General features: G+C 73.4%; 12 protein-coding genes and 1 pseudogene. 8 read left to right on the forward strand and 5 right to left on the reverse strand.

What is annotated here, in order from left to right; all coding sequences use genetic code 11:
- Positions 1 to 173: 173 nt before the first annotated feature.
- Both ABZ457_RS17815 and ABZ457_RS17820 read left to right on the forward strand, forming a co-directional pair.
- The gene (locus ABZ457_RS17815; RefSeq protein WP_359158507.1) at positions 174 to 719 is read left to right on the forward strand and encodes a tyrosinase family oxidase copper chaperone; all 546 of its coding nucleotides are present in this window, start codon (positions 174 to 176) and stop codon (positions 717 to 719) included.
- Between the two features lie 19 nt (positions 720 to 738).
- Complete coding sequence (locus ABZ457_RS17820; protein WP_359158508.1) at positions 739 to 1,599, forward strand: tyrosinase family protein; 861 nt, start codon at positions 739 to 741, stop codon at positions 1,597 to 1,599.
- Positions 1,600 to 1,887: 288 nt separating this feature from the next.
- Here the strand turns inward: ABZ457_RS17820 and ABZ457_RS17825 are convergent, their stop codons facing one another.
- Positions 1,888 to 2,145 (reverse strand): chaplin, encoded by a 258-nt coding sequence (locus tag ABZ457_RS17825; protein WP_359158509.1) that lies wholly within the window; start codon positions 2,143 to 2,145, stop codon positions 1,888 to 1,890.
- A 204-nt stretch (positions 2,146 to 2,349) separates the two neighbouring features.
- Here ABZ457_RS17825 and ABZ457_RS17830 point away from each other — a divergent pair, with 204 nt between their 5' ends.
- Positions 2,350 to 2,979, forward strand: a complete 630-nt coding sequence (locus tag ABZ457_RS17830; RefSeq protein WP_359158510.1) for an alpha-ketoglutarate-dependent dioxygenase AlkB — start codon at positions 2,350 to 2,352, stop codon at positions 2,977 to 2,979.
- A gap of 20 nt (positions 2,980 to 2,999) precedes the next feature.
- Here the strand turns inward: ABZ457_RS17830 and ABZ457_RS17835 are convergent, their stop codons facing one another.
- Both ABZ457_RS17835 and ABZ457_RS17840 read right to left on the reverse strand, forming a co-directional pair.
- Positions 3,000 to 4,613: a D-aminoacylase gene (locus ABZ457_RS17835; RefSeq protein ID WP_359158511.1), complete on the reverse strand. Its 1,614-nt coding sequence runs from the start codon at positions 4,611 to 4,613 to the stop codon at positions 3,000 to 3,002.
- Positions 4,614 to 4,704: 91 nt separating this feature from the next.
- On the reverse strand, positions 4,705 to 6,009 hold the full coding sequence (locus ABZ457_RS17840) for an alanine racemase (protein ID WP_359158512.1): 1,305 nt from the start codon (positions 6,007 to 6,009) through the stop codon (positions 4,705 to 4,707).
- A gap of 241 nt (positions 6,010 to 6,250) precedes the next feature.
- Between ABZ457_RS17840 and ABZ457_RS17845 the strand changes: the two genes are divergently transcribed.
- From ABZ457_RS17845 to ABZ457_RS17855, 3 genes are read left to right on the forward strand one after another with little or no spacing between them, the layout of a single operon-like run.
- Positions 6,251 to 7,318, forward strand: a complete 1,068-nt coding sequence (locus tag ABZ457_RS17845) for a sugar kinase (RefSeq protein ID WP_359158513.1) — start codon at positions 6,251 to 6,253, stop codon at positions 7,316 to 7,318.
- Positions 7,315 to 8,079 (forward strand): IclR family transcriptional regulator, encoded by a 765-nt coding sequence (locus tag ABZ457_RS17850; RefSeq protein ID WP_359158514.1) that lies wholly within the window; start codon positions 7,315 to 7,317, stop codon positions 8,077 to 8,079. Before ABZ457_RS17845 ends, ABZ457_RS17850 begins: the two co-directional genes overlap by 4 nt.
- Positions 8,076 to 8,507 carry a RidA family protein gene (locus tag ABZ457_RS17855; protein ID WP_359158515.1) on the forward strand — a complete coding sequence of 144 codons (432 nt, stop codon included), beginning with the start codon at positions 8,076 to 8,078 and terminating at the stop codon, positions 8,505 to 8,507. The genes ABZ457_RS17850 and ABZ457_RS17855 overlap by 4 nt, the downstream gene beginning before the upstream one ends.
- A gap of 127 nt (positions 8,508 to 8,634) precedes the next feature.
- On the opposite strand, the gene ABZ457_RS17860 is transcribed toward ABZ457_RS17855, so the two are convergent.
- On the reverse strand, positions 8,635 to 9,984 hold the full coding sequence (locus ABZ457_RS17860) for a M14 family metallopeptidase (protein ID WP_359158516.1): 1,350 nt from the start codon (positions 9,982 to 9,984) through the stop codon (positions 8,635 to 8,637).
- A 249-nt stretch (positions 9,985 to 10,233) separates the two neighbouring features.
- Here ABZ457_RS17860 and ABZ457_RS17865 point away from each other — a divergent pair, with 249 nt between their 5' ends.
- Positions 10,234 to 11,541: an Nramp family divalent metal transporter gene (locus ABZ457_RS17865; protein ID WP_359158517.1), complete on the forward strand. Its 1,308-nt coding sequence runs from the start codon at positions 10,234 to 10,236 to the stop codon at positions 11,539 to 11,541.
- A gap of 77 nt (positions 11,542 to 11,618) precedes the next feature.
- Here ABZ457_RS17865 and ABZ457_RS17870 read toward each other — a convergent pair whose 3' ends face one another.
- Entirely contained in the window at positions 11,619 to 13,319 is a 1,701-nt protein-coding gene (locus ABZ457_RS17870; protein ID WP_359158518.1) for a glycoside hydrolase family 18 protein, read from the reverse strand.
- Between the two features lie 415 nt (positions 13,320 to 13,734).
- Between ABZ457_RS17870 and ABZ457_RS17875 the strand changes: the two are divergent.
- Positions 13,735 to 14,550 (forward strand): annotated as a pseudogene (locus ABZ457_RS17875) (hypothetical protein); the annotation flags it as partial.
- Positions 14,551 to 14,646 lie beyond the last annotated feature (96 nt).

A 14,646-nucleotide genomic window follows, 5' to 3' on the forward strand; every position in this document is an offset into this window, starting at 1 on the left:
CCGCTGTCCGGTCGTCCGGGTTCCGGCGGGCGGTCCGGGTGGTGGTCGGTCCGCTGCGGGCCGTGCGGGCCGCTTCGCCCCCGTCCGGCCGAGCAACCCTTTGGGCGCGCCCTCGTTGTCCCGGGCAGAGCCTGCCTGCACCGCAGGAACGGACCCACGGGGAGGGCGACGACATGGACCGGACCGACGGCAGCACGGGGACCGGCGGCGTGCGTGCGGCCGCCGCCGGGGAACCGGCCACCACCGGGGTGCCGGCCGGGGTGGCCGGGGGCCGCTCCCTCGCCCGCCGCATCCTGCTGCGCGCCCTGCTGACGGCCGGTGCGATCGCCGGCACGGCGGGCGCCCTGGCCCCCCTGCTGCTGCGGCGGGAGGGCGCACCCGGCCGCCCGCAGGCGCCCGGCGGCACCCCGCACTCGCTGGAGCGTTTCGCCGAGACCTACCGGGGGCGCCACATCCAGGGGAGCGCCACCGTCATGGTCCCGGCCGCCGCGGACGGCGTCCGGGGGACGGACGCGGAGACCCGGGCGCGGGCCGGTGTGCCGAGCGTCGAGGTGCGGATCGACGGCCGCCCGCTGCATGTGATGCGCCGCGCCGACGGCAGCTATCTGAGCCTGGTCAACCACTACGAGTCGTTCCCGACCCTGCGCGAGGTGGCCCGGGCCGCCGTCGACGAACTGGGCGACGCACAGCTCTCGTTGACCCCCCTGCACCACGTCTGACCCGGGAGGGAGCGCACCCGTGTACACCCGCGCCAACCAGCGGAACCTGACCCGCGCGCAGAAACGCCGTTTCGTCGACGCCGTACTCGCGCTGAAGCGCTCGGGCCGCTACGACGAATTCGTCCGGATGCACGGCCAGTTCTATGTGACCGACGCCGAGGACCGGGCCCGGGCCGCGCACATGACCCCCTCGTTCTTCCCCTGGCACCGCCGGTACCTGCTGGAGTTCGAGCGGGCCCTCCAGCAGATCGACCCGGGGGTCTCGGTCCCGTACTGGGACTGGACGGTGGACAACAGCCCCACCTCCTCGCTCTGGGCGGAGGACTTCATGGGCGGGACCGGGAGGCTGGGCGACCGGCAGGTGATGACCGGCCCGTTCGCGCACACCAACGGCAACTGGCGGATCAACAGCCGGATCACGGACGGCAAGTTCCTCACCCGGGACCTCGGCCGGCCCCGCGATCCGGTGGCCCTGCCGACCAAGGAGGACGTGGCCAGGGCGCTCGCCGATCCGGTCTACGACACCGCGCCCTGGGACTCCACCGCGCCCCGCGGCTTCCGCAACACCATCGAGGGGTGGAACGGGGGCGCGGAGGCGCGCTGGCTCAACCACAACCGGGTGCACCGCTGGGTGGGCGGGCTGATGATGGGCGCGACCTCGCCCAACGACCCGGTGTTCTGGCTGCACCACGCCTTCGTGGACCTGCTGTGGGCGCGCTGGCAGGCCGCGCACCCCGAGTCCGGCTATCTGCCCGCGAAACCGCTGCCGTCCTCCGACCCGGCGGCGGGGCAGGTCTTCGCGGCGGACCAGCCGCTGCCGCCGTGGGACGTGAAACCGTCGGCACTCCTCGACCACAGCCGGTACTACCGCTACGTCTGAGGCGGGTACGCGCGAGGGGCCGGTCCGGATCATCCGGACCGGCCCTTCTCTGTGCGGCGGGCCCGTGTGGGCTGGGCCCATGTGGGCCGGGCCCATGTGCGGCGGGGCCATGTGTGCAGCGCCCGTGTGCGCCGGGTCCATGTGCGCTGCGCCCATGTGGGCTGGGCCCGTGTGGGCCCGCGCCATGGGCCCGCCGCACACACGGCCGCGGCCTCCCCCGTGTGCGGAACACGGGGGAGGCCGCAGGTCATGCCGTGGTGGTGCGGTACAGCCCTGTCACCGAGGTGATCAGTAGGCGCCGTGGCCGTCGGCGTTGACGCAGGTGTTGCCGAACGCCGGGTTGAGCAGCGCGATGACGTTCACCGTGTTGCCGCAGACGTTGACCGGGATGTGGACCGGGACCTGAGCCTGGTTGCCCGAGAGGACACCGGGGGAACCGACGGCCGCACCGTGCGCTCCGGCGTCGGCGGCAGCCATGCCGGCGCCGCCGGCCAGGATGGCACCCGTGCCCGCGACAACGGCGGCGGCCTTCGCGATACGCGACATCAACTTCTCCTTGCACGATCAGAGGCGGCCGCAGGGGTTTGCGGCCATCACGCACCGTTCAACGCCGAAAGCGGACGGCGGTAACGGATCAGGGCGAACTCAGACCCCAACGGTCCCGTCGACACCCTCCGGGAGGAAATCCGCGTGCCCGTTCCGATGGGTACGTTCGTTCGTATGTTCTATTTACGGGGTACGCTGGACGCCATGGCAGCACATCTCCAGGGCTCCCTGTTCGACCAGGCCGACGAGATCCGGCCCGGCCCGCTCGGCGGGCTGCGGCGGACGGTCCTCGGGGCGGGGGCGTGGCTCGACGTGCTGCCGGGCTGGCTGAGCGGCGCGGACGCCCTGTTCGCCGCGCTGGAGGCGGAGGTCCCGTGGCGCGCCGAGCGCCGCCGGATGTACGAGCGCACGGTGGACGTGCCCCGGCTGCTCGCGTACTACGGCGCCGGTGACCCGCTGCCGCACCCCGTCCTGGACGAGGCCCGGGACGCCCTGTCCCGCCACTACGCCGAGGAGCTGGGCGAGCCCTTCGTGACGGCCGGGCTCTGCTACTACCGGGACGGCCGTGACAGCGTCGCCTGGCACGGCGACCGGAGCGGCCGGGGCGCCCGGGAGGACACCATGGTCGCGATCCTCTCCGTGGGCGCGCCCCGGGACCTGGTCCTGCGCCCGGCCGGCGGAGGCGGCCCGTCCGTCCGGCGGGCCCTCGGGCACGGGGACCTGGTGGTGATGGGCGGCTCCTGCCAGCGGACCTGGGAGCACGCGGTGCCGAAGACCGCGCGCCCGGCCGGGCCGCGGATCAGCGTCCAGTACCGGCCGCGCGGGGTGAACTGACCGCTGCCGCCGGGCCGGGCTCAGCCCACCGGGGTGCGGCGGACCGAGCGGCCCGCGAGGACGTCGGTGCGCCGGCCGTCCTCGATCACGAAGCGGCCGTCGATCAGGACGTGCGGGATGCTGGCCGGCAGGGTGCGCGGCCGCTCGAAGGTGGAGCCGGCGGCGACCGTGTCCGGGTCGAAGAGCACCAGGTCGGCCCGGTACCCCTCGCGCACCAGGCCCCGGTCCGGCAGGCGCAGCCGGGCCGCCGGGCGGGAGGCCAGATGGGCCACGGTCTCCTCCAGGGAGAGGATGCCCAGCTCGCGGGCGTAGTGGCCGAGGTAGTGGGGGAAGGTGCCGTAGGCGCGCGGGTGGAGCTTGGCGCCCTGGAGGATGCCGTCGCTGCCGCCGGTGTGGACCCGGTGGCGCATGATCGCGCGGACGTTCTCCTCGTGGCCGACGTGCTGGAGGATCGTCGGGCCGAGCCGGTCGCCGATCAGCAGCCGCCGGGCGGTGGTCCAGGGCGACTCGCCGCGCGCGGCGGCCGTCTCCTCGATCGTCCGGCCGACGTGGTCGGCGAAGGCGGGCTCGTTCACCCCGGAGATCTCGACGGTGTCCCACGCGATCGGCACCCCGTGGCAGCCGTCCGAGCCGGTCTCCTCCAGGTGGTGGCGGATGCGCTCGGCCGTGGCCTCGTCCCGCAGCCGGGCGAGGACCGCCTCGGGCCCGCCCTCGCCCGCCCAACTGGGCAGCATCGCGACCAGGGTGGTGCAGCCGGGGGTGTACGGATAGGTGTCCAGGGTGATGTCCGCGCCCGCGTCCAGGGCCTCGTCCAGCAGGGCCAGCAGCTCGGGGGCCCGGTCCTTGTTGACGCCGAAGTTCATGGTGGCGTGCGCGAGATGGAGGGCGCAGCCCGCCTCCCGGGTCAGGCCCACCATCTCCGCGTACGCCGCCAGGGCGCCCGCGCCGTAGGAGCGGTGGTGGGGGCAGTAGTAGCCGCCGTAGCGGGCCACCACCCGGCACAGCTCGGTGAGTTCGGCGTCGGAGGCGTACATGCCCGGGGTGTACGTCAGGCCGGAGGACATGCCGACCGCGCCCTGCTCCAGGCCCTCGGCGACCAGCTGCCGCATCCGGTCCAGGTCGGCCGGGCCGGCGGGGCGGTCCTCCCAGCCCATGGCGAGCATCCGGACCGTGCCCTGGGGGATCAGGTACGCGGCGTTGACGGCGGTGCCCTGGCGGTCGACGCGGTCCAGGTACTCGCCGACCGTGCGCCAGTCGAAGTCCACCCGGTCGTCGTCCGGGCCGCCGCCGTTCCAGCCGTTGATCGCGGTGCGGACGGCGGCCAGGGTGGCGTCGTCCACCGGGGCGTAGGAGAGGCCGTCCTGGCCGAGGACCTCCAGGGTGACGCCCTGCGCGGCCTTCGCGGAGTGGTCCGGGTCGCGCAGCAGGGCGAGGTCGCTGTGCGCGTGCATGTCGATGAAGCCGGGGGCCAGGGCGAGGCCGTGGGCGTCGAGGACCCGGGCGCCGGTGAGCGGCGGGGCGCCCGGGTCGCGGCGTATCTCCGCGATCCGGCCGTCGCGGAGGCCGACGTCCGCGCGGTAGGAGGGGCCGGCGCTGCCGTCGACGACACGCGTGCCGCGGATGACGAGGTCCATGGGGGCCTTTCGAACGATGGCGGACGACGACGGCGGACGGGGCGGGCGGGCCTCGCGGGCCCGCGAGGGCCGCGTGCGATCAGAAGTGCGATCAGAAGAAGGTGCGGATGTAGTCGGTGACCGTGCCGTCCTGCTCCACGACCGGGATGAGCTGCCACTTGTCGAAGGCCGTGCACGGGTGGGAGAGGCCCATGCCCACCCAGTCGCCCACCTCCAGGTCCGCGTCCGGCGCGGTGCGCAGCCAGCCGTGCTGGTCGGAGAGGCCGGTGACGGTGATCCCCTCGGCGGGCCGGATCTCCCCGGTGCGCCCGTCCCGGACGACCTGCGCCTCGGGCAGGTCCAGGTCGTGGGCGGCGTCCCGCTTGCCCGCGTTGACGAAGGCCTGCTCGCCGGACGGGCGGGAGACGACCTGCGCCCAGAGCCGGAACGCGGGCTGGAGCGCGCCCTCGGCCGGCACCCGGTTGAACGGGGTCAGCCGCCGGTAGTGGCCGTCGTCGTGGGAGACATAGGCGCCCGAGCGCAGCAGCTTCAGCACGGGGGCGGACAGCTCCGGGATCTCCGCGAACACCTCGGCGACCGTGTCGAACCAGGCGCTGCCGCCCGCGCTGACCACGATCTCCCCGGCGCCGGCGAAGCGGCCCGCCGCGTCGAAGTCCCGGGCCAGCGCGACCAGTCGGCGCAGCCAGGCGCGCACCCGCTCCTCGTCCGCCTTCGGGACCTCGCCCTCGTACCCGGCGACGCCGACCAGCCGCAGGTGGGCCGAGGCGGCCACCGCGTCGGCGACGGCGGCGCACTCCGCCTCCGTGCGCACCCCGGTGCGCGCGCCCTCACCCGCGCCCAGTTCGACCACCACCTCCAGCGGGCGGGACGCCCCGGCCCCGGCCAGCGCCTCGTCCATCAGCTCGGCACCGCGCACCGAGTCCACGTACACGATCAGACGGAACTCCGGGTCGGCCGCCAGCTCGCCCGCGATCCAGCGCAGGGCGGCCGCGTCCACCACCTCGTTGGCGAGGAAGATCCTGCGGATGCCGAACGCCCGGTAGACGCGGACCTGGTGGGGGACGGCGGCGGTGATGCCCCAGGCGCCGCGCTCCAGCTGGCGGGCGAAGAGCTGGGGGGACATGGAGGTCTTGCCGTGCGGGGCGAAGGCGAGGCCGTGCTGCTCGGCGTAGTGCTCCAGCAGGTCCAGGTTGTGCGCCAGGGGTTCGGCGGCCAGGGCGAGGACCGGGGTGGTGAACCCGCCGGTGAAGAGGTTGCGGCGGGCCGCCGCCAGTTCGCCGACGGTCAGGCCGAGGGCGTCGGGCGGGAGCGCCTTGAAACGGTGGTCGACCGTTTCCCCGGCGAGACCCGAGGCGAGTTCCGCGGCGAGTCGTACGGCGGCGTCGTCGGCGGCCATGGGGCGTCCTCCTCCATGTCGTTGCGTTGTGTGCAACGGTCATTGCGTATATCGCTCAGCGCTGTCTAACATCCGAGCCAATGCCGGGTCAATGGTGTCCGGCGCCGTGCCCGGCCCCGGAACCGGACCCCGGAATCGGGCCCAGGAACCCCGGCCCCGGACCCCGAATCGGACCCGGAACCGGCTCCGGGACCGCACCCACCGGAACGCCCGCCCCGACCAGCGAGGAGCCCCCGCCGCGATGACCGCGACCGTGAACGCGACCGTCCCCGGTGCCACCGGGCCCGTGGACGTCGTCTGCCTCGGCGAGTCCATGGTCACGTTCCTGCCCGACCGGGACGGCCGCCTCGCCGACGTCAGCTCCTTCGTCCGCGCCATCGGCGGCGCGGAGTCCAATGTGGCCTGCGCCCTGGCCGCCGCCGGGCACCGCGCCCGCTGGGTGGGCCGGATCGGCGCGGACGGCTTCGGCGAGCACCTGGTCTCCGCGATCTCCGCGTACGGGGTGGACACCTCCGCCGTCGCCCGGGACCCCGGGCGGCCGACCGGCATCTACTTCCGCACCGCCGCCGACCGCGCGGCCGAGGGCCACGAGGTCCTCTACTACCGCGCCGGGTCCGCCGCCTCCGCCATGTCGCCCGCGACCGTGGCCCGCGCCGACCTGTGGGCCGGGCGGGTGCTGCACGTCTCGGGTATCACCGCCGCCCTCTCCGGGGAGTGCCTGGCCCTGATGCGCGAGCTGACCGCCCGCCGCCCCGGCCGCCCGCTGCTCTCCTTCGACGTCAACCACCGGCCGGGCCTGTGGCGCGCGACCGGCGGCGGCCACGGCCACGGCGACGGACCGGGGGTGCTGCTGGAACTCGCCCGCGGCGCGGACCTGGTGTTCGTCGGCGAGGACGAGGCCGCCGAGGCGTGGGGGCTCACCGGCGCCGACGCGATCCGGGCCGCGCTGCCCGAGCCCGCCGTGCTGGTGGTCAAGCGGGGCGCGGCCGGGGCGGTCGCGTACACGGCCGGCGAGGCGGCGGGGGTCCCCGTCCCCGCGCCCGCCGTGGACGTCGTCGCCGCCGTCGGCGCCGGTGACGCCTTCGCCGCCGGCTTCCTCTCCGGGACCCTGCGCGGGCTGCCCCTGCGCGAGCGGCTGCGCCTGGGCCACCTGTTCGCCGCCGCCGCCCTCACCGTCCCCGGCGACCTCGGCGCCCCGCCCGCGGGCCTGCTCGCGGACCGGCTCACCGCCCTCGACGACGACGCCTGGGGGAGACTGCACCTCGGCCCCGGCTGGACGGGCCAGGACCAGGAGGTACGCACGCCATGAGCCAGACCGTCGACCGGGCGCTCAGCATCCTGCCGCTGCTCGCCGAAGGGCCGGCCGACCTCGGACAGGTCGCCGACCGGCTCGGCGTCCACAAGTCCACCGCCCTGCGGCTGCTGCGCACCCTGCACGAGCACGGCCTCGTCTACCGGCAGCAGGACCAGCGCTACCGGCTGGGCGCCCGGCTGATCGCGCTGGCCCAGGAGGCCGTGGAGAACCTGGACGTGCGCGAGGTCGCCCACCCCCACCTCGCCGCCCTCAACGAGCGGACCGGGCACACCGTGCACCTCGCCGTACGGGAGGAGAGCGAGGTCGTCTACATCGACAAGGTGGAGAGCCGCTACCCGGTGCGGATGTACTCCCGCATCGGCAGGCCCGTCGCCATCACCGTGGCGGCCGTGGCCAAGCTCCTCCTCGCCGACCTGCCCGAGGCCGAGCGGCGCGCCTTCGCCGAGAAGCTCGACTACCCCATGTACACGGCCCGTTCGATCCCGCACGCCGCCGCCTTCCTCAAGGAGCTGGCCACCGTGCGCGAACAGGGCTGGGCCACCGATCTCGGCGGCCACGAGGAGTCCATCAACTGCGTCGCCGCCCCGGTGCGCGGCGCGGACGGCCGGGTCGTCGCCGCGATGTCGGTGTCCGCGCCGAACGTGGTCGTCACCGCCGAGGAACTCCTCACCCTCCTCCCGCTGGTGCGCCGCACCGCCGACGCCATCACACGGGACTACTCCGGACACACCCCCCAGAAGGAAGCACGCGCATGACCGAGCACACCGCGCCCCACGGCAAGGCCGCCAAGACCGCCCTCACGCCCCCCACCCACACCGCGCCGCCCGCGAGGTTCTCCCACGGCGTCCGCAAGGGGAACATCCTCCAGGTCGCCGGCCAGGTCGGCTTCCTGCCCGCCGTCGAGGGCCGGGCGCCCACCCCGGCCGGGCCGACCCTGCGCGAGCAGACCCTCCAGACCTTCGCCAACGTCGAGGCGATCCTCACCGAGGGCGGCGCGAGCTGGGACGACGTGATGATGATCCGCGTCTACCTCACCGACACGGCCCACTTCGCCGAGATGAACGAGATCTACAACGAGTACTTCAAGGACCTGACGACCGCCCCGGCGGCCCGCACCACGGTCTACGTCGGCCTCCCCGCCGGCCTGCTCATCGAGATCGACGCCCTGGCGGTCCTGGGCTGACCCCGGACACGCCGCAGATCCCGGACACCCCTCGGTCTCCGCGTCCTGCTGGTGCAGCCGTCCGCGCGTGCCCCGCCCCTCGCGCGCGGAGAGGGACGGGGCACGGCGCGATCGGACGGCCGGCGGGTCAGCCGGTGCAGTACTGGCCCTCCTTGCCGATGGACCGGTACATGCAGTCCGAGTTCTCCAGGAGTTGCAGGACCGCGTCGCGGTTGCGGCTGGTCTCCCGTTCGATCACCTCGTCCGGCGGGTAGAAGCCGCCGCCGCCGAAGCCGGCCGGGTACATCTCGAAGGTGTAGCCGAAGATCCGCTGGTCACCCCAGAGCCAGTCGTCGATCGACCCGTCCGTGATGTACAGGTCGCTGGACTGCTCGGGCGTGTAGCCGTTGCTGGCCGCCATCTTGCGGCCGACCGCGGCGAAGGCGTCCCGGTCGTCCCTGGTCATGCCGGGGGCGGTGTCGTTGTAGGTGTAGCCGAACGGCCAGAGGACCAGTTCGCTGTAGGTGTGGAAGTCGATCCCGGTGCGGATCTGCTGCTTCCCGCCGACCACCCGGCTGCGCACGAAGTCGGCGACGACCTTCACCTCGGGCGCGGACTCGGCGGCCCGGCCGCGGTAGGTGTCCGAGCCGGGGGAGGACGAGGAGCCGCCGCAGCAGCCCCACTTGAAGGCCCAGTTGCGGTTGAGGTCGGTGCCGATCGCCGTGGAGCCGGAGTTGGGCTGCCGGTTCTTGCGCCAGGACCGGTAGGAGCCGGTGGCGATGTCGTACTCGCCGCCGTCCGGGTTGAGGTCCGGCACGATCCAGATCTCCCGGCTGTTCACCGCGTTGGTGATCCGGGAGTCGCTCCCGTAGTCCTCGCCGAACTCGCGCAGCAGATACAGCGCCATCTCGACGGTGAGGTGCTCGCGGGCGTGCTGGTGGTGGGTGAAGAGGACCTCGGGCTCGTTCTCGTCCGTCCCCACGTTGTCGCTGATCTTGATGGCGACGATGTCCCGGCCCTGGTGGCTCTTGCCGATGACCCGCTTGCTCATGATCGACGGGTACTGGGCGATCCGCTGGTCGATCTCCGCCGACATCTCGGCGTAGTTGTGGTAGCGGGAGTCGGCGGGCGGGAAGTCGAAGGGCTCCACGTCCGCCGCCGCCCCGCGCCGCTGCGGCGGGCCGGGCAGGGCGGTGAGCCTGTGGCCGAGGGCGCGCAGCCGCTTGGCCTCGGCCGCGTCGGCGCTCACCACCAGGGTGTGGTCGTCGACCTCGTCGATGGACGCGCCGGTGGCGGCGACGGCGGTCCGGTCGGCGGGCGTCTCGGGCCCGTGGATGAGGTACTGCCGGGTCTGCTCGTCCGCCGCCGCCCCGGCCGCGCGGGCGTCGGCCGGGCGCTCGGCGGCGGGGCTCGCGTTGGCGGTGAGCGGGACGGCCACGGCGAGGGCGACGACGGCCGCGAGTGCGGCGGTGCGTTTCCCGAGGGTGCGACGTCTCATGGACTGCTCCTGAGGAGTGGGGGGTTGCGCGGGGATCGGACGGCCCCGGCGGACCGGCCGCGGACCCATCCTGAGGTCGTGGCATGTCACGGTCAATACCACTCCCGGCCAAGCCCGCGGCTCCGCGCCCGCACAAGGTCCGCCCCAGTCGATCACCGCAGGGCCTCTTGCGCGATCACCCGCGCCAGGCTTACGTGACCACGGTCACCTGGTGGGACGAGTGGGAACGAGAGGGAAGGCGACTGCGCGATGACAGACACCACCGAGGAGCAGCCGAAGGGGACCGACGCCGTCCCCCGGAAGTCCGCCTGGCGCTACATCGGCCCCGGCATCGTCGTCGCGGCCACCGGTGTCGGCGCCGGCGACCTCGTCGCGACCCTGATCGCCGGCAGCAAGTACGGCTACACCCTGATGTGGGCGGCGGTCATCGGCTGCGTCGTCAAGATCTCCCTCGCCGAGGCGGCCGGCCGCTGGCACCTGGCCACCGGCCGCACCCTGTTCGAGGGCTGGCGCTCCCTCGGACAGTGGACCACCGTCTACTTCGCCTTCTACGTCGTGGTCTGGGGCTTCGTCTACGGCGCGACGGCCATGTCCTCCAGCGCCCTGCCGATCGTCGCCCTCTTCCCGGACGGCCCCGGGCTGAAGACCTGGGCGGTGATCACGGGCCTGATCGGGCTGGCCTTCGTCTGGTTCAACCGGTACGCGGTCTTCGAGAAGGTCATGACCGTGCTCATCGGCGTGATGTTCGTGGTCGTCGTCTATGTCGCGATCCGGGTCGGCCCGGACGTCGGCGCCTCCCTTGCCGGCCTCGCCCCCGTACTGCCGGACGGCTCCCTGCTCTACACCCTGGGCCTGATCGGCGGTGTCGGCGGCACCATCACCATGGCCGCGTACGGCTACTGGGTGAACGCCAAGGGCTGGACCAACTCCGGCTGGATGAAGGTCATGCGCCTGGACAACCGGGTCGCCTACCTCACCACCGGCGTCTTCGTCGTCGCCATGCTCATCGTGGGCGCGGAGCTGCTGCACTCCTCCCAGCTCGCCCTCACCAAGGGCGACCGGGGCCTGATCGACCTCGGGGCCGTCCTGGAGGAGCGCTACGGCACGGCGACCGCCAAGCTCTTCCTGGTCGGCTTCTTCGCGACCTCCTTCTCCTCCCTGATCGGCGTCTGGCACGGTGTGAGCCTGCTCTTCGCCGACTTCGTGGAGCGGCTGCGGCGCGACCGCGCGGGCGTCGCCGTGGAGGCGGGCACCACCGAGGAGGTCGCCGCGGGGGCGAAGGAACGCTCGCCCGCTTTCCGCGCCTATCTGCTCTGGCTGACCTTCCCGCCGATCTCCCTGCTCTTCCTGGACGAGCCCTTCGGGCTGGTGGTGGCGTACGGGGTGCTGGGCGCCTTCTTCATGCCGTTCCTGGCGCTCACCCTGCTCTGGCTGCTCAACTCCTCGCGCACACCCGCGGAGTGGCGCAACGGCATCGTCAGCAACACGATGCTGGCGGCGGCCGGGCTGCTCTTCGTGGTGCTGTGCGTGCAGCAGGTGCGCGAACTGCCCTGGTGAAGCGGTTCCGGACGCGCCGGGGGCCGTGCGCACCGGGGGAGCGGTGCGCACGGCCCTCGCCGTTCAGGGAGCCGTCCCTACGGCAGGTTGTGGACGTGCGGGCCGACCGCGTTGGACCAGGCGTTGCCCGCGGTCGCGTCCCAGTTGGTGGACCAGGTCATCGCGCCGCGCAGCGACGGGTACGTCTTCGACGGCTTGAACTGGCCGCAGTTGGTGCCGCGGGTCAGGCAGTCCAGCGCGTTGTTGACGATCGTCGGGGAGACATAGCCGCTGCCCGCGCCCCGGGTGGAGGCGGGGACGCCCAAGCCGACCTGGGACGGGTCGAGGCCGCCCTCCAGCTGGATGCAGGCGAGGGCGGTGAGGAAGTCCACCGAGCCCTGCGCGTACACCTTGTTGTCGCAGCCCATCATCGAACCGCTGTTGTAGTACTGCATGTTGACCACCGTGAGGATGTCCTTCACGGCCAGCGCCAGCTTGAAGTACTCGGTGCTGGTGTTCTGCATGTCGATGGTCTGCGGGGCCATCGTCAGCACCATCGAGGGACCGGCCTTCGCGGAGAGCTGGCGCAGCGCCTTCGTCAGGTAGGTGGAGTTGATGCCGTGCTCCAGGTCGATGTCGACCCCGGTGAAGCCGTACTCCTGCATCAGGGCGTAGGCGCTGTCCGCGAAGGCGGTGGCGGCCGCGTCGCTGTTGATCAGGACGTTGCCCTTCTCGCCGCCGACCGAGATGATCACCGACTTGCCCGCGGCCTTCTTGGCGGCGACGTCGGACTTGAACTCGGCGACGGAGGAGTAGCCGAGGGCCGGGTCCAGGTTGAAGACGATCTGGCCGGGCGTGGCCGTGGAGTCGGCGAAGGAGACCGCGATGATGTCGTACTGCGCCTGCACGTCCCGGAGCTTCTGCACGGTCGCGCCGTTGTCGAAGTTCTGCCAGTAGCCGGTCAGGGCGTGCTTCGGCACCGCCGGGTTGCCCGGGTTGGTGCCGCCCTTGCTGGTCCGGCCCGTCACGGCGGCCGACTTCGGGGACTCGCCCGCCGCGTTGGCTGCCGTCACCTGGAACTGGTACGCGGTGTCGGCGGCCAGCCCGGTGACGGTGGCGGAGGTGCCGCTCACCGACTGGACCTTCGTCCCGTCGCGGTACACGTGGTACCCGGTGGCCCCGGAGACCGCGCCCCAGCTCAGGGCGACGGACGAGGAGGTCACCGTGCCGACGGAGGGCGCGGCCGGGGCGGCGGGGACGGTCGGCTCGGGGTCGGTGCCGCCTCCGCCGTCCGGGCCGAAGACGCTCACATCGTCGACGTGGTACGCCTCGGTGCCGTACCAGCCGTGGGTGTACAGGGTCACCGAGCTGGTGCCGGCGCCCGTGGTGAAGGTCGTGGACAGCTTGGTCCAGGCGCTGCCGCCCGGGGTCCAGGTGGACACGTCCTGGGTGCCGGTGCCGGTCGCGCCGAGGTAGGCGTAACCGCCCTGCACCCAGGCGCTCACCGTGTAGCTGGAGCCCGGCTTCACCTTGAGGGTCTGGGTGCAGCGGGCGTTGTCGTGCCCGGCGGGGGTCGCCCGGAGGGCGCCCGTCCCGGTGCGCACGGGGGAGGAGACGGCCGCGCCGCTGTTCGCGGAGCAGGACCAGTTGGCGAGCCCGGACTCGAACCCGGCGTTCTTGACGACGTTCACGTCGGCGGCCGAGGCGGGCCCGGCCGTGCCCATGAGAGCGAGCCCGGAGCCGAGGGCGAGCGCCAGTGCGGCGCCCAGCCCTCTCCGGGCGGGAGTGCTGCGGTCCACGTGCGTCCTCCGGTGGGGGAGTCGGGGAGGGAGAGCCGGGAGCCGGGGCGTTCCGGTCCCGGTGTGCGGCGGCCACCGTGGAGGTACAAGTTGGTCCAGACCAATTTGCTTGTCAAGACCTCCGGCAGGAACCCGGCCCGGTCCGCGCGGACATGACGCCCTGCCGGGGCAGGCCCGCGCGGTGGTACGGGAGTTCACCACTGACCGCTTCCTCCGGATTTCGTCCGGGTGCATCGGGTGAGGGGCCGTGCACAGGGAGTCCGAAAGGTGTTCTCCCCCTCGGACGACGTGGTTAGAGTGCTGTCGCAGGAGCACGACAGGAGCACGATCAGGGCAGAGACGTCAGGCAGAACGGCAGCCGCCCGCCCGGCGACCGGATCCGAACGGGGAAACGAGCGTGCAGACCGCCATCGCCGTGACCAGCGCCGACCTGGTGCTGCCGCCCACGGACCCGCACACCCCGACCGCCGCCCTGCTCCCCGCCCCTGCCGAACAGTCCCTGGACGCCGCCCTCGTCGACATGCAGCTCCTGCTCGAACAGCACGGCCATGTCGTCGCCCTCTACCCCGCGTCCCTTCCCGACGCCCACCAACGGCGGCTGCACACCGTCCGGTCGGTGCTGGAGAGCGACCGGATCGCCCTGCTGAAGCTCGCCCTGCCGCCCCTCGCGGTGGCCGTCCTGGTGCGCCAGCTGCGGCAGTTGTCGATCTGCGACTTCGGCCCGGGTGTCGTCGCCTGCGCCGCCCGGCTGCTCGCCCACTACGTCCACGCGGGGGCGGTACTGCACTCGGTCGCCCGTCTCGACCGGGTGCCGGTGAGCCTCACCTCGCACGCCCGGTCCTGGGTGCCCGGCTCCCAGTTCGCCGTCCTCGCCAACCCGGTGCCGCAGCTCATCCGGATCGGCGGCGGCCGGGACGCGGGCGAGGCCGTGGGGCTCGAAGGGCCGCAGTTCGGACACCACTTGGTGGTCGCCCGCGGGCAGTCCCCCAGCGACTGGCCCACCGCCCGGCTCGCGCCCGCCTGGCAGTCGGCCGCCGTGCTGGAGGCCGCGCTGCCGGCGGAGTCCACGCGCTGGTGGGCGACCGCGAAGCTCGTGGAGTTCGCCGCGTACCTCCCCGACATCGGCATGATCCACCAACTGGTCTCCTCGGTGCGGCGCGAGCGGTGCACCTGGTGCGGGCTGGAGATCATCGGCGACCGCTGCTGCTTCTGCGCCGCGCCGCTGCTGCCGGCCGCGGCGGGGCGGGCCCGGCCGGCCCGGGCGCCCGCCGGCACCGGGGCCCGCGAGCTGTCCCCGGCGGCGCCCCGGGGGCTCCCCGGGCGGGCG

The organism is Streptomyces sp. NPDC005805, from assembly GCF_040630445.1.
Classification (GTDB): Bacteria; Actinomycetota; Actinomycetes; order Streptomycetales; family Streptomycetaceae; genus Streptomyces.

What these genes read in the sequence shown, in the direction of transcription:
- ABZ457_RS17815 (WP_359158507.1), top strand. Translation starts at nt 174, where the DNA reads ATGGACCGGACCGACGGCAGCACGGGGACCGGCGGCGTGCGTGCGGCC.
- ABZ457_RS17825 (WP_359158509.1), bottom strand. Translation starts at nt 2,145, where the DNA reads ATGTCGCGTATCGCGAAGGCCGCCGCCGTTGTCGCGGGCACGGGTGCC.
- ABZ457_RS17830 (WP_359158510.1), top strand. Translation starts at nt 2,350, where the DNA reads ATGGCAGCACATCTCCAGGGCTCCCTGTTCGACCAGGCCGACGAGATC.
- ABZ457_RS17835 (WP_359158511.1), bottom strand. Translation starts at nt 4,613, where the DNA reads ATGGACCTCGTCATCCGCGGCACGCGTGTCGTCGACGGCAGCGCCGGC.
- ABZ457_RS17840 (WP_359158512.1), bottom strand. Translation starts at nt 6,009, where the DNA reads ATGGCCGCCGACGACGCCGCCGTACGACTCGCCGCGGAACTCGCCTCG.
- ABZ457_RS17845 (WP_359158513.1), top strand. Translation starts at nt 6,251, where the DNA reads ATGACCGCGACCGTGAACGCGACCGTCCCCGGTGCCACCGGGCCCGTG.
- ABZ457_RS17850 (WP_359158514.1), top strand. Translation starts at nt 7,315, where the DNA reads ATGAGCCAGACCGTCGACCGGGCGCTCAGCATCCTGCCGCTGCTCGCC.
- ABZ457_RS17855 (WP_359158515.1), top strand. Translation starts at nt 8,076, where the DNA reads ATGACCGAGCACACCGCGCCCCACGGCAAGGCCGCCAAGACCGCCCTC.
- ABZ457_RS17860 (WP_359158516.1), bottom strand. Translation starts at nt 9,984, where the DNA reads ATGAGACGTCGCACCCTCGGGAAACGCACCGCCGCACTCGCGGCCGTC.
- ABZ457_RS17865 (WP_359158517.1), top strand. Translation starts at nt 10,234, where the DNA reads ATGACAGACACCACCGAGGAGCAGCCGAAGGGGACCGACGCCGTCCCC.